Annotated in this window: 13 protein-coding genes; 10 read left to right on the top strand and 3 right to left on the bottom strand. The window is 72.9% G+C overall.

Annotated features, from left to right (window positions below; genetic code table 11):
* Positions 1 to 44 precede the first annotated feature (44 nt).
* From ABD286_RS10365 to ABD286_RS10345, 5 genes are all read left to right on the top strand, one after another.
* Positions 45 to 1,739 (top strand): alkaline phosphatase D family protein, encoded by a 1,695-nt coding sequence (locus tag ABD286_RS10365; RefSeq protein ID WP_344192861.1) that lies wholly within the window; start codon positions 45 to 47, stop codon positions 1,737 to 1,739.
* Between the two features lie 73 nt (positions 1,740 to 1,812).
* A complete protein-coding gene (locus tag ABD286_RS10360; RefSeq protein ID WP_344192859.1) occupies positions 1,813 to 2,439 on the top strand; it encodes a DUF421 domain-containing protein in 627 nt (208 codons plus the stop codon).
* 158 nt (positions 2,440 to 2,597) lie between these two features.
* Complete coding sequence (locus ABD286_RS10355) at positions 2,598 to 3,209, top strand: hypothetical protein (RefSeq protein ID WP_344192857.1); 612 nt, start codon at positions 2,598 to 2,600, stop codon at positions 3,207 to 3,209.
* Positions 3,206 to 3,967, top strand: coding sequence for a zinc metalloprotease (locus ABD286_RS10350; RefSeq protein ID WP_344192855.1), 762 nt, complete (start codon positions 3,206 to 3,208; stop codon positions 3,965 to 3,967). Before ABD286_RS10355 ends, ABD286_RS10350 begins: the two co-directional genes overlap by 4 nt.
* Positions 3,968 to 3,976: 9 nt before the next feature.
* Positions 3,977 to 4,975 carry a HEAT repeat domain-containing protein gene (locus ABD286_RS10345; protein WP_344192853.1) on the top strand — a complete coding sequence of 333 codons (999 nt, stop codon included), beginning with the start codon at positions 3,977 to 3,979 and terminating at the stop codon, positions 4,973 to 4,975.
* Positions 4,976 to 5,005: 30 nt separating this feature from the next.
* Here the strand turns inward: ABD286_RS10345 and ABD286_RS10340 are convergent, their stop codons facing one another.
* The gene (locus ABD286_RS10340; RefSeq protein WP_344192851.1) at positions 5,006 to 5,629 is read right to left on the bottom strand and encodes a methylated-DNA--[protein]-cysteine S-methyltransferase; all 624 of its coding nucleotides are present in this window, start codon (positions 5,627 to 5,629) and stop codon (positions 5,006 to 5,008) included.
* Complete coding sequence (locus ABD286_RS10335; protein ID WP_344192849.1) at positions 5,626 to 6,114, bottom strand: RNA polymerase sigma factor; 489 nt, start codon at positions 6,112 to 6,114, stop codon at positions 5,626 to 5,628. Before ABD286_RS10335 ends, ABD286_RS10340 begins: the two co-directional genes overlap by 4 nt.
* A 68-nt stretch (positions 6,115 to 6,182) precedes the next feature.
* Between ABD286_RS10335 and ABD286_RS10330 the strand changes: the two genes are divergently transcribed.
* From ABD286_RS10330 to ABD286_RS10310, 5 genes are read left to right on the top strand one after another with little or no spacing between them, the layout of a single operon-like run.
* The gene (locus ABD286_RS10330; protein WP_344192847.1) at positions 6,183 to 7,019 is read left to right on the top strand and encodes a glycerophosphodiester phosphodiesterase; all 837 of its coding nucleotides are present in this window, start codon (positions 6,183 to 6,185) and stop codon (positions 7,017 to 7,019) included.
* A 44-nt stretch (positions 7,020 to 7,063) separates the two neighbouring features.
* The gene (locus ABD286_RS10325) at positions 7,064 to 7,537 is read left to right on the top strand and encodes an ATP-binding protein (protein WP_344192845.1); all 474 of its coding nucleotides are present in this window, start codon (positions 7,064 to 7,066) and stop codon (positions 7,535 to 7,537) included.
* Between the two features lie 48 nt (positions 7,538 to 7,585).
* The gene (locus ABD286_RS10320) at positions 7,586 to 8,488 is read left to right on the top strand and encodes a DUF5926 family protein (RefSeq protein WP_344192843.1); all 903 of its coding nucleotides are present in this window, start codon (positions 7,586 to 7,588) and stop codon (positions 8,486 to 8,488) included.
* 17 nt (positions 8,489 to 8,505) lie between these two features.
* Positions 8,506 to 9,243, top strand: a complete 738-nt coding sequence (locus ABD286_RS10315) for a glycosyltransferase (RefSeq protein WP_344192841.1) — start codon at positions 8,506 to 8,508, stop codon at positions 9,241 to 9,243.
* A gap of 15 nt (positions 9,244 to 9,258) precedes the next feature.
* Positions 9,259 to 10,749, top strand: coding sequence for an MptA/MptB family glycosyltransferase (locus ABD286_RS10310; protein WP_344192839.1), 1,491 nt, complete (start codon positions 9,259 to 9,261; stop codon positions 10,747 to 10,749).
* Here the strand turns inward: ABD286_RS10310 and ABD286_RS10305 are convergent.
* Positions 10,688 to 12,904, bottom strand: a complete 2,217-nt coding sequence (locus ABD286_RS10305) for an alkaline phosphatase family protein (protein WP_344192837.1) — start codon at positions 12,902 to 12,904, stop codon at positions 10,688 to 10,690. The two genes, ABD286_RS10310 and ABD286_RS10305, sit on opposite strands and share 62 nt — an antisense overlap.
* Positions 12,905 to 12,927: the final 23 nt, after the last annotated feature.

The raw sequence follows: 12,927 nt of genomic DNA, 5'->3' as shown, positions 1-12,927 counted from the left end.
CCGCGTCGGCCGGAGTCCGCCGGCGGTGGGCGAGGTTGGGACCCATGGAGACCACCACCCGCCGCACCGTGATCAAGGCCGGGCTGTTCACCGGCGCCGTCGCCCTCACCCCGGCCGCCGTCGTCCTCGACAGCCGCCCCAGCGCCGCGGCGGTCCCGCCGCGCACCGACCCCTTCACCCTCGGCGTCGCCAGCGGCGACCCGTGGCCGGACGGGTTCGTGATCTGGACCCGCCTCGCGACCGACCCCGTCGCCGCCGACGGACGCGGCGGCATACCGGCCTCGACGTATGCCGTGAACTGGCAGGTCGCGACCGACGACCGGTTCGCGAACGTGGTCAAGGCGGGGAGCGCCAAGGCGACCCCGGACGGCGGGCACTCGGTGCACGTCGAGGTGCGGGGTCTGGAGGCAGGTCGCGAGTACTGGTACCGGTTCCGGCTCGGGCGCCACGTGTCGCGGGCGGGTCGGGCCCTGACCACCCCGGCCCTCGGGTCGAACCCCGCGTCACTGGCGATGGCGTTCACGTCGTGCGCGAACTTCCCCGCGGGGTACTTCACCGCCTACCGCCACCTGGCCGACGAGCAGCCCGACCTCGTCCTGCACCTCGGGGACTACCTCTACGAGGGTGCCGGCACCGGGGTCGGCCGCCAGCACGCAGGTCTGCAGACGACGACGCTGGCGGGCTACCGGCAGCGGCACGCGCAGTACAAGACCGACCTCGACCTGCAGGAGGCGCACGCCGCCGCGCCGTGGCTCGTCGTCTGGGACGACCACGAGGTCGACAACAACTACGCCGACGACATCGCCGAGAACGCCTCGGAGCAGCCGGGATTCCTCACCCGCCGGGCTGCCGCCTACCAGGCGTACTACGAGAACATGCCGCTGCGCCGCTCGTCCGTGCCTGCTGGACCCGACATGCAGCTCTACCGCCGCGTGCCGTGGGGCAACCTCGCGAACTTCCACATGCTCGACACCCGGCAGTACCGCTCCGACCAGGCCTGCGGCGACGGCTACAAGGACTGCGCCGACGCCGACGATCCGCAGCGCTCGCTGCCCGGCACCGAGCAGGAAGCATGGCTGCTCGACGGGTTCCGGCGTTCGACCGCCCGCTGGGACGTCCTGGGCCAGCAGGTGTTCTTCGGCCGCCGCGACAACGACCCCACCGCGAAGACGACCGTCTCGATGGACGCCTGGGACGGCTACCGCGCCTCCCGCGAACGGGTCACCCGTGGCTGGATCGATGCCGGGGTGCGCAACCCGGTCGTCCTCACCGGTGACGTGCACGCGCACTGGGCCAGCGACCTGTACCTCGACTACGACGAGCCGACCACGCCCGTCGGCAGCGAGCTCATCACGTCGTCGATCACCAGTGGTGGCAACGGCTACGACGACCCGGACGGCCGTCACCCGTGGGCCGACTGGAACCCGAACCTGCAATTCTGGACCAACCTGCGCGGCTACGTCAGCACCCGCATCACGCCGACCGAGATGACGGCCGACTTCCGGTGCGTTCCGTTCGTGACGACCCCGGGTGCCGAGGTGTTCACGCGAGCCACGCTCGTCATCGAGGACGGCCGACCCGGCATCGCCGAGGTGAACGCTCCGTCCGCAGCGGCCCTGCGCAGGCAGTCGAGCGAGGGCGGTGCCGGCGCCCCCGCGGCTGCACCCAGCGACGCCCAGGTCATCGCCGACACCATCGCCCAGGAGACGCACGACGCGTCGACGGTGCCCGTCGGGTGAGCCGTCCGGCGAGGTGAGGTCGCGGGGCTCCTCGACGCGGTTACGTTGAGCGTGACCGACTCGAGGAGCCCTGATGATCCAGCACGTGTCCGCAGTCCTGACCGACACCCTGGCCGCCGCGCCTGCGGGGATCGGTGGTGACCTGTTCGACCTGCAGATGCCGGTGCTGGAGAAGGTGATCCGCACCGTCGTCATCTACCTCGGCATCGCCCTGGTGATCCGCGTCGCGGGCAAACGCCTGATGGCACAGATGAACTCGCTCGACCTCGTCGTCGTCCTGCTCCTGAGCAACGTCGTCCAGAACGCCATCATCGGCGAGGACAACTCCCTGCTCGGCGGTCTCATCGGTGCTGCCGTCCTCGTCTCGTTCAACGCCGTGCTCGACCACTGGTCGATGCGGAGCCCTCGCCTCGCGTGGCTGCTCAGCGGCAGGTCGACCGAGGTGCTCACCGACGGGGTGCTCGACCGTAAGGCGCTGCACCACCTAGGCATGACCGAGGAAGAGCTCACCAACGCCGTCCAGCAGCAGGGCGCGACCACGCTGTCCCAGGTGCGGCGGGTGGCCCTCGAGCCCGGCGGGTCCGTCACCGTCGAGCTGCGGCCCGACGCCCATGCGGCCACCATCGCCGACCTGCGCCGGGCCGTGGACGCCTTGACCGAGCAGCTCCGGCAGACCCCGCCGGCAGCCACCGGATCCTGAGCCAGATCGCCTGGAACGACACGCTTTTCCCTGTTTGCGTGCGCCTGGGGCTTCTCACGGCCACCTGGCGCTGAATGACCGCATCGACGTATCACCGGGCGCTCACCATCGCTCCTTCTCCTGTCGGCCGTCCGGTCGGCACGGGGGAAGGAACACACATGACTGACATCAGGTTCGACGGGGACTGGATCCTGCTGGAGGGGGCCGTCACCAAGTCGGCGACCAGCGACTTCATGCTCGACACCGCCGGCCGTCGTGCGACCAACACGCCGTACCGGCGCGCACTGGTCCACGACTTCACCGACGGGCTGACGCTCAACTGGGACCGGGACTACCCGGGTGGGGTCACCATCAACGACACCAAGACGCTCAAGGGCGCCTCGAACGGTGACTGGCTGGTCGTGGCCTCGCGGGTCACCCAGCACCTGGGCACCGACATCATGCTCGACGGGGGAGCCGAGCGTCGGCGCACGACGACGATCTTCCGGCCGCGCGGCACGCCGAGCAGCCCGTACCGGCGGGCCCTCGTGCACGCGTGGGAGGACACGCTCGTCCTCAACTTCAACCGCGACTACCGCGGCGGCGTGCTCATCGACGGCTCCGTCTCGATGCCGGGATCGCTCGCGGTGGCGGGCCAGGACGTCGCGACCGTGTTCGCCTCGCTCCAGAGCCAGGTCACGGCGATGACCGCGCAGGTCACGGCGCTCACCGCCCAGGTCGCCGCGTTGACGGACCGCGTCACCGCGCTCGAGACGCCGGTCGTGCCATGACCGTCCTCTCGGTCCGCCAGGCGATGGCCGCGATGGGTCTCGGGGGCACCGGCAACCTGTCGGTGATGCGCGAGGTGCTCGGGTTCTGGCAGGGAAAGGCGCCGACCGACCCGAGCACGAACACGCCCGTGGTGGTCAGCCTCGGGCAGGCCTTCACCGGCCTGAGCGGCAAGCACATCAACGTCAACATCATCAAGGTCGGCTTCGACGTGCTGTCCGCGGGAGCGCTCACCGTGGAGGAGGCGGCTGTCGACTACGGCATCCACCGGACCCGCCAGATCTACAGCGGCATCGGCCTGGGAGTCGGTCGCGTCGGCTACTACTGGATCACCGCCGCCGCCTCCAACGGCCGCGACGACCTCGGCAGCGACTCCGAGTCGGACACCCTGTCCGACGAGTGGAGCGTGCCGAACGACGGTCTCGACGTCTTCTGCGTCCGCTCCATCACCTACGACAACGTCCTGGGCGTCTCGCCGAGACCCGGCGACTGCAGCAAGGGCGGCAAGAGCGACGGCATGATCGGCGGCGAGACCGGCCGGGGCGACCCGGACGGCTGGTCGCGCACCCTGGCCCACGAGATGGGGCACTACCTCGACCTGCCGCACAACCACGGCGACACCTGCCCGACGGCGACCACCGCCCGGGAGAACCTGATGGCCCAGACCCGCTGCTGCGTCTCGACCCGTTCCTCGGTGCTGCTCACCAGCGGCCAGGGATCGACGATGCGCGGCCGTTGCCAGGTCCGAGCCGGGAGCTAGGAGCACACCATGCCCACCTACACACCCGTCGACCAACGCACCGACGCCGAGCTCGGCCGGCTGGCTCGCGCCACGCGGCCCGATCTCGCCAAGCAGAGCCTCGCGGTCCTCGCGCTGCGCGAGTCCTCGACCCTGCCCGGCCTGTCCCGGGACCTCGTGCTCGAGTCCCCGGACGACCGCGTCCGCGCACTCTCGGCCGTCATCCTCGGCAGGCTTCCCGGGGCCGGCACCCAGGAGGCCCTCCTGACCGCACTGCGGGACCCGACGCCCACCGTCCAGCGCCGCGTCGCCCAGGCACTCGGCCGGGTCGGCCACGCCGCGGCCCTCGAGGCCCTCGCCGGCATCCAGCCGGCCGAGGACACCCCGGTCGGGAGGGACGTCCGTATGGCGCGTGTCCTCCTGAGCCACCGGCTCGGGATCGCGGACAGCCTCGTCCAACCCGTGGAGATGAGCACCTTCACCCGGGCCCGCGGCGTGCCGATCGCGTGGTCCACGCGAGCCCGGATGGGCAAGGCCGCCGTGGTGGCCTCCGCCCAGCTCGAGCTCCCGGGCACGACCCTGACGACCAGGAGCGTGCAGACGTTCACGTGCGGGGAGACCCCCGGCGCGTTGGCCGTCGACGCGGGGCTGCGAGGTGCCGGGCCGGAGGCACTGGCGACACCACGGCTCGTCGGGGCGCTGCTGCGCGAGCGGGCCTGCTCCGAGCGCTACACGCTCGACGGCTACCTGCTCACCGACGACCGCGACGGGACCGGCGGCACCGACGTGCGCGTCTGGGTCGTCCGGCCGGACGGAACCGTCGTCCACGAGGGCAGGGCCACCGTCGACGGCACCTCGGTGCGGTTCGCGGTCAACCAGTCGCAGGCGCCGTACGGGAGCCCGGTCCGCGTCAGTGGGACGTACGACCTGGCGACCGGGGCGCTCTCGGTCGACGAGGCGATCGTCGGGGTGCCGAACGTGCGGGCAGCCCAGGCCGCGGCACCACCGACGCAGCCGCTGCCGAACTGACCGCTCCCGACCGCCGGCCACCCCGTCGCCCTACGCGGCGGGGTGGCCGGCCTCGAGGTCGAGGAGGAAGCGCTTGGCAGCCAGCCCACCGGCATACCCGGTCAGCGCGCCGGACGACGCGACCACCCGGTGGCACGGCAGGACGACGCACAACGGGTTCGCGCCCAGCGCGGCGCCGACGGCACGGGCAGCCTTGGGGCGGTCTACGCGGGCTGCCAGCTCGCCATACGTCGCACGGGTGCCGTAGCCGACCGAGGAGGCGAGGCGCGGCAGCACGACCCGCTGGAAGTCCGAGGCCAGGGCGAGGTCGGTATGCAGCGTGAAGCCCTTCGTGCGCCCGGTCAGGAAGTCCTCGAGCTGGCGCCGCGCCTCGTCGAGCTCACGCGGCTGGCGCAGCACCCGCGGCGAGACCTTGGCGGCAATCCGCGTCAGGGCGACGTCCTCATCCTCTGGGGCGACGAGGAACGTGGAGGCGATGAGGGCGCCGGAGGCGTTGCGGGCCAACAGCATGCGGCCGATGGCGGTGTCCTCGATGACGTACGACACGTCGCTGGGGGCGAGCACCGGTGGGCGGATCGACGGCGACCAGGCGGCGAGCGCGTCCGCAGCCGGGTCCGGCTGACCGGTCGACGACGGCGTGGGGGTGGTGTTCACGGCAGGTCCTTTCGCAGGGTCGCGAGTGCGTCGCTGACGAGGCGGCGGCTCATCGCGGGCGAACAGCCCAGCGCGGTCGCGATCGTGGGGTGGTCGAGGTCGGCGACGTACTTGAGGACGACGGCCTCGCGCTGCCGGACCGGCAGGGCGTCGACCGCCGACCACAGCGGGCCGTCGGGGAGGTGGGCGTCGGCAGCCGGGCCCGCAGGCTCGCGAAGGACCAGCGACGCGGGGTCGTCGTGCGGGACGGCACGGCGACCGCGCCCGCGGTGGGTGTCCATCGCGCAGTGGTGGGTGATGGTCAGCAGCCAGCTGCGCAGGTTGGTGGCCGAGCGCAGCGACGGGTAGGCGGCCAATGCCTGGGTCCACGCCTGCTGGGCCACGTCGTCACCGTCGACCGGGCCGGCGAGGGCGTGGGCGAGGCGGGCGACGTCACGCCAGTGCGCATCGACGAGGGCCTGGAAGGCGGGGAGGTTCACAGCCATGGAACGCAGCACCCTCCCTCCGTGTGAGCCGACCACCCGGACGGTGTCCGATATGGAACCATGGTGACGTGCTCGACGACGCCGTCACCGCGCGGCCTGAAGCCCTGTCCCGGCCCGGTCCGCTGGTGATCGCCCACCGTGGGTCCAGCCTCGCGGAGCCGGAGCACACCCTCTCGGCGTACCGCCGCGCGATCGAGGAGGGCGCCGATGCCCTCGAGTGCGACGTCAGGCTCACGGCCGACTCCCACCTCGTCTGCGTCCACGACCGGCGGGTCAACCGCACCTCGAACGGTCGGGGCAGCGTCTCCACGCTGGAGCTGGCCGAGCTCGAAGGGCTCGACTGGGGCTCGTGGAAGGAGGAGCACGGTGGCGACCTCGAGCTCCCCGACCGCGACCGCAACGTGCTGCTCACCCTGCGCGCCCTCCTGACGATGGTGACCGCCAGCGACCGGCCGATCGGCCTGGTCATCGAGACCAAGCACCCGACGCGGTACGCCGGGCTCGTCGAGCGCCAGCTGGCGAAGGTCCTCAAGGAGTTCGGGCTGGACGGGCCTCGGCGGCCGGGCGAGCACTGGGTGCGCGTGATGTCGTTCTCCCAGCTCGCGGTGCAGCGGATGCGCCAGCTGTGCCCCGACGTCCCCGCGGTGCTCCTCGTCGAGGAGTCGGTCCCGCTGCGCTTCCGCGACGGCTCCCTCCCGCGGGGGGTCCACACGGTCGGCCTCGACATCAAGATCGTCCGTCGCTGGCCCCGCACCGTCCTGCGCCAGCAGCGCCACGGGCACGAGGTCTACGTCTGGACGGTCGACGACCCCGCCGACGTGCAGCTCTGCCTCGACCTCGGGGTGGACGCGATCATCAGCAACCACCCCGCTGCGGTGCTCGACGCTGTGCGTGCGACTCGATAGTCTCCGTCCACAATCGCCCGCAAACGATGGGATCTGGGCACCTCATGAGCGCAGCACCCCACCCCGACCGCCCCGTGCGGGCCGTGCCCGCGCGCAAGAACGCGGCCACCGACTCCTCACGGACCGTGCGCGTCGCCTGGCGGGCCACGAGCGTCTCCCAGGTGCGGCGGACGCTGGTCGAGGACCTCGCGTCGCGCGACGTCGAGCCGGCCGTGGTGGACGAGGCCGAGATCGTCATCTCCGAGCTGCTCTCCAACGCCGTGCGGCACGCCCGCCCGCTGTCCGACGGCAACCTCCGGGTGCACTGGAAGGTCAAGGCCGGCGTGGTCGAGGTCGAGGTCACCGACGGTGGTGGCGACAGCACTCCCCGCCCGGCGCCGCGCACCATCTGGGCGCCGTCCGGCCGCGGGCTGCGCATCGTGCGTTCGCTCGCCCACGAGTGGGGCGTCACCGAGGACCGCAACGGGTGCACCGTCTGGGCCTCGGTCGGCGGGCCCTCGCGCCGCCGCAGCCGCTGACGCGGCACCCCCGGTCGAGGACCCGCGGCTCCCACTAGGGTTTGCGCCATGGGTAAGGCATCGCGGCGCCGCAAGCACGGCGCAGACCAGGGTTCCGCCGAGGCAGCACGCACGAAGGTCGCTCCGGCACCGTTCGTCTCGCGGCCCTTCGAGGGCCTGCCGAACGAGACCGACTGGGTCGCCATGCGCGAGATCCTGCCCGCCGCGACGGCCACCGTGACCTTCGCGAAGGGACAGGCGCCGGAGGGTTCGCCGTCCGACGTGACCGTGGCGACCGTGCTGCCGATGGCGTGGCCGGGCCTGCACCGCGCCGACGGCACCGTCTTCTTCGGCACGCAGTCCGGCTCGGTCTCCGGTGACGCCTCCCGCGACCTGGCCCTGTGCCTGCTCGCCGCCGGGGCCGCCGAGAAGGGCACCCCGATCACCAGCACGCCGGCCGCCACGGCCGAGAGCCCGCGCCTGCAGGACCTGATCGACACCACGGCGCCCTTCGAGGTCACCGTCCACGAGGGCTTCGACTTCTGGGTCGGCGACAGCGAGCTCGACGACGACGCCAAGTCCTCCCTCGAGCGCGCCAACGAGTCGGTCATCCCCACCGTCAAGATGGACGCCGCTGCGTCGGCCTACTGGTGCCGCATCGGCGAGCGCACCCACATCCGCCTGGTCCTGCCCGAGGACGAGGACACCGCGACGGACGCCCTGGCCCGCCTCCACGCGGCCGGCGAGAGCGGCCTCGGTGGACCCACCCGACTGCTGGGCGCCTTCCGCGCCTGCGGCCTGCTCGTGCCGGTCTGGGACCTCGAGCCCGAGAAGACCTCGGCCGACTACGAGGGCCCGCTGGGCGAGTTCATGACCCGCTACGCCGAGGCCGTCGCGTCGACCGACTCCCTCACCGCGGACGAGCGTCGGGCCAAGTCCGGCCTGCTCAGCCGCCAGGTCACCCTCCGCTGACGGGACGGCACCCTGACATGACGACCCCCGACCCGGCGCCCGCTGCGACGGGTGTCGCCGCCATCGTCCCGGCCAAGGACGAGGCGGACCGGATCGCGGCCACGGTCGCCGCAGTCCGCGCCATACCGGGGGTCGACCTCGTCGTGGTCGTCGACGACGGCAGCAGCGACGCCACGGCCGAGCTGGCCCGCGAGGCCGGCGCCGAGGTGGCGCGGCACGCGCGCAACCGCGGCAAGGCTGCCGCCATGACGACCGGTGCGGCATACGTCGCCCGCCACGAGGGGGTCGAGGGGGGCTCGCCGCGCCCGCTGCTCTTCGTCGACGGCGACCTCGAGGCCTCGGCCGCGAACCTCGGCGTGCTCGTCCCGCCCGTCCTCGAGGGCCGGGCCGACATGACCATCGCCACCCTGCCGCCGCAGAAGACCGCCGGCGGCGGGCGAGGGTTCGTGGTCCGCCTGGCACGCAAGGGGATCGAGGACCTCACCGGCTTCTCCGCGGTCCAGCCGCTGTCGGGTATGCGGTGCATCTCCCGTCCCGCGTTCGACGCGGCCACCCCGCTCGCACGCGGGTGGGGCGTCGAGGTCGGGCTGACCGTCGACGTCCTGCTCGCGGGGCTGCGGGTCGAGGAGGTGCCCTGTGAGCTGCACCACCGGGTCAGCGGCAAGGACTGGCGCGGTCAGGTGCACCGCGCCAGGCAGTACCGCGACGTGGCGCTCGCGCTGGCGCGTCGTCGGGCTCGGCGCGGGCTGCGCTGAACCACACTGCACCTCATGGTGAACTCGGGGCGCGCGCGGGTCGGCACGGCTGCCGTCGTCCTGTCCTTGGCCCTGCTGCTCCTCGTCGGTGTCGCCGGACCCAGTGCCGCGAAGCCGGGGCTCGGTCCGCGCGGGTGGGCCCCGGGCGACCTGCCGTGGGCGCCGTCCTCGGCGCTGGTCACCGCCCTGCTGTGGGCGGCATACCTGCTCGGCGCGGGCGGGGTCCTGCTGCGGCTCCTCGCGGCGGGACGGGACGCGGTTGCCTCCGCGGATCGCGCGCGCACGGCGGCCGCGCGGCTCGCCACGCGCTGGTCGACGTGGCGCTGGCCGCTCCTGCTGGGGGTCGGCGCGCTGCTCACCGGGCCGTTCGGGTCGGCCGACCACACCAACTACGCGGCTTACGGGCGCATCGCCTCCCTGGGCGGCGACCCCTACCTCACCGCCCCTGACGCCTGGCCGGCCTCCGACCCGGTGACCAGCGCGGTCGAGCCGCCGTGGACGGGGACGGTGAGCATCTACGGCCCGTTCGCCACCGCGATGCAGGCGGTCACGTCCCTCGTCGGGGGCGACAACCTGCGCCAGACCGTCTGGGTGTGGCAGCTGCTGGTCGTCCTCGCCTGGCTGCTCGTGCGCTGGCTGCTGCTGAGAGCCGGGTCCGACCGGCGCCGGACCGACACGCTCTGGACCCTCAACCCGCTCGTCTTCGGCATCGGTGTCCTCGGGGTCCACGTCGACCTGCTCGCCGCGGCGCTAGCCCTGGCGGCGCTCCTGCTCGCCTCGCGGCGCCCGTGGCTCGGCGGACTCGTCGGCGGCCTGGCCGTCTCGACCAAGGTCACCTTCGGGATCGCCGGCGTCGCCCTGCTGCTCGCGTGGTGGGTGCACGAGCGGAGCGGGTTCACCCGTCGTACGGGCGCCCTCGTGGTCGGCGCCCTGGTCGTCGTCGTGCCGCTGCACCTGTGGGCCGGCCCGCACGTCTTCGACCAGCTCGACCGGGCGCGTCGCTCGATCTCGCTGGCCACCCCGTGGCGGCTGCTGTTCGAGCTGCTGGCCGGGGGACCGATGGCCGCGAGCACCGCCCGCAACGTCATCTCCGTCGCCTCGGTCGTCCTGGCCGTGGTTTTCGTGGTCCTCCTCGCGCGCCTGACCCGGGGCCTGGCCCCGGCGACGGTGGTGGGCACCGCCGCCCGCTGGGTCGTCGTCCTCAGCGCCGCCTACACGCTCGCCGCCCCCTACTCCCTGCCGTGGTACGACCTGCTCGTCTGGGTCGCGCTGCCGCTGCTCGCCCCCAGCGTCCTCGACCTGGTGCTGCTGGGGCGACTGACCGCGATGGCCGTGGCCTACGTCCCCGGCCGCGTCGTGGGCATGAGCGAGACCGTCGAACGCGTCAGCCTCGCGGTGCGCCGCCGCGTGGTCCCGTATGCCGTGCTGGCCGTGTGGGGGTGGCTCATCCTCGCCGCTGGGCGCGGGTCGTCGCGAGCGAACGCGCCTCGTCCTCCAGCACCCTGACGCTCACCGCGATGATGAGCGGCACGGCGATGAACGCGCCGTTGGCCGGGATGGCCACGCCGGAGTCGTTGATCGCGAACCCGATGGTCAGCATGACGAGCAGCGCGATGAGCCCCGGCCGCAGCGTCGGACAGGCCTCGTAGGAGCGCTGCAGCGCCCGAGACCCCCAGGACGTCGGGCGGGCCAGGATGTAGATGACGAAGACGAGCGCGATGGGGACGAGCAGCGCGAGCCGGTAGTTGCCGAAGAGGATCGCGAGGTTCTGGTCGAGCTTGCGGCTGACGATGTCCCACGCCCCGCCGGTGAACAGCGAGTCGAAGAACCGGCCGAGGTGTGACTGGTTGTCGGGCGCCCTCAGGGAGTCGAGGAAGCCGACGAGCAGGAACAGGCCGGCCGTGACGCCCGCGATGATCGCGCCGCGCTTCCACGTCATCCGGATGCCCAGGATGGCCAGCACGAGGTAGGCCAGGCCCGGCAGCAGCGCGGGTGGGCCACCACCGTCGGCGCCCCACCCGGGGTAGCCGTCGACGACCACGGCGGCGAGGCCGATCGCCAGCGTCGCCAGGGCCGCCCGTCGCCGCTGGCCGCGCTTGACGAAGTAGCTCGAGACGGCGATGCAGAGCAGGAGGGCCGAGGTGGCGAAGAGGGCGAAGGTGACGTTGCCCATCCCGTAGAAGCGGCCGCCGACGACCGGCTGCAGGCCCATCAGCGAGGAGATCTGCAGGCGTCCGCCCAGCATGACGTCACCACCGAGGACGAGCAGCGTCACGAGGGAGACGACCGCCAGCGGACCGGTGAGCCGTCGCCCCCACGGTCCGAGGAACGCGATCGCCGAGATGATCGTGACGAACAGGCCGACCGAGGCCACGATGGCCAGCAGCGGCACCGGGAACCGCCACCACGGGATGAGGTTCGCGAGGAACGTCGACGCAGGGATGGTCGACGCCACGATGGCGACGCGACGCGTGATCCGCAGCAGCCGCAGGCGCAGGGCGGTCGAGCCGAAGTCGCGGCGCCACACCACCGCGGTGAGGAGGTAGATCGCGAGCTGGGTGTAGACGACCCCGTTGAAGAACGTCGGTACGAGCGGGTGCACCTCGTGGCTGGCCTGGTCGAAGTCGATCAGGCCCCGCAGCCGGTCCCGGGCCGCGGACTCGGAGTTCGCGTCGGCGGTGCCGCGGGTGAGTGACTTGCCGCCTAGGCTCGACGGCACCGGGACGCCGGCGGACTCGAGCAGCGTGACCGTGAGGTCGGCGGACTGCACGAGGCCGGTCTGCCGGGTGGACTTCGAGGTGAGCGTGCCCGGGCCGTAGTGCGGGCCCTTGGCCGCCACGAGCCGCAGCCGTTCGCTCTGGCCGGCATCGGAGAGGCTGGCGACGACGACGTCCGAGCCGCTCGGAGCGGCGGCGAGGACCTCGCCGATCCGCTTGTCGATGGCGGCGGCCTGTGCCGCGCGGTCACCGGCGCCCTCGGGAGCGGCTTCACCCCGGGGGAGGTCGTCCGGGTCACGCAGCGAGCCGACGTCGACCAGGGTCACCCGGCAGGCGGAGAGCAGCCCGGTCAGCTTCGTCGCGTCGTACGGCGCGTAGCGCGGCACCGCGCCCGAGGAGTATGCAGCGCCGACACCGGCGCCCGGACCGACGGCCTGGATGCACTGGTTGTTGGAGGCGAGCGTCTCGCCGAGGGTGCCGAGGGTGGAGTCGAACTTCTTCGCGTCGGCCGACCTCACGTAGTCGTTCCACCCCGGGACGACGCCCGAGTCGACCACCGGAACGGGGTCGCAGGGATCGGTGGTGCGGCGGGCGCCGCTGCGCCCGGGCCCGTCGGCGCCGGCGCGGTTGCCGGCCGACAGGCTGAGCCAGCCGTCGATGGGGCACGTGTTGGTGAAGACCGAACGCACCGACAGGGCCGCGGTCGAGCCGTCGCGCAGCAGCGACCACAGGGCCGGGGTGCCCTTCTCGTCGACGTCGCTCCACGTCAGCCCACCGGTGCCGACGAAGATGACCGGGTTGGTCGCCGCGGCGGCGGGGACGGCGGCATACCCACCGCTCGGGGGGCTGGCCGGGCTCGCGGCACTGCTGGCGGCGACGGGGACGAGCACCGCCGCCACGGTCGCGAGCAGGCCGGCGAGGCAGAGCAGGGCGCGGCGGGTCACCGGTACAGGCTACGGGTCCGGAC

The organism is Pedococcus aerophilus (assembly GCF_039532215.1).
In the GTDB taxonomy this organism is placed as follows: Bacteria; Actinomycetota; Actinomycetes; order Actinomycetales; family Dermatophilaceae; genus Pedococcus; species Pedococcus aerophilus.
Note: the sequence above shows the minus strand (reverse complement) of the source record. Positions and strands in the feature narration are given on the sequence as shown.

Bases quoted from the DNA above. Each gene is read 5' to 3' on its own strand.
- ABD286_RS10365 (WP_344192861.1), top strand. From the start codon at position 45: ATGGAGACCACCACCCGCCGCACCGTGATCAAGGCCGGGCTGTTCACC.
- ABD286_RS10360 (WP_344192859.1), top strand. From the start codon at position 1,813: ATGATCCAGCACGTGTCCGCAGTCCTGACCGACACCCTGGCCGCCGCG.
- ABD286_RS10355 (WP_344192857.1), top strand. From the start codon at position 2,598: ATGACTGACATCAGGTTCGACGGGGACTGGATCCTGCTGGAGGGGGCC.
- ABD286_RS10350 (WP_344192855.1), top strand. From the start codon at position 3,206: ATGACCGTCCTCTCGGTCCGCCAGGCGATGGCCGCGATGGGTCTCGGG.
- ABD286_RS10345 (WP_344192853.1), top strand. From the start codon at position 3,977: ATGCCCACCTACACACCCGTCGACCAACGCACCGACGCCGAGCTCGGC.
- ABD286_RS10335 (WP_344192849.1), bottom strand. From the start codon at position 6,114: ATGGCTGTGAACCTCCCCGCCTTCCAGGCCCTCGTCGATGCGCACTGG.
- ABD286_RS10325 (WP_344192845.1), top strand. From the start codon at position 7,064: ATGAGCGCAGCACCCCACCCCGACCGCCCCGTGCGGGCCGTGCCCGCG.
- ABD286_RS10320 (WP_344192843.1), top strand. From the start codon at position 7,586: ATGGGTAAGGCATCGCGGCGCCGCAAGCACGGCGCAGACCAGGGTTCC.
- ABD286_RS10315 (WP_344192841.1), top strand. From the start codon at position 8,506: ATGACGACCCCCGACCCGGCGCCCGCTGCGACGGGTGTCGCCGCCATC.
- ABD286_RS10310 (WP_344192839.1), top strand. From the start codon at position 9,259: ATGGTGAACTCGGGGCGCGCGCGGGTCGGCACGGCTGCCGTCGTCCTG.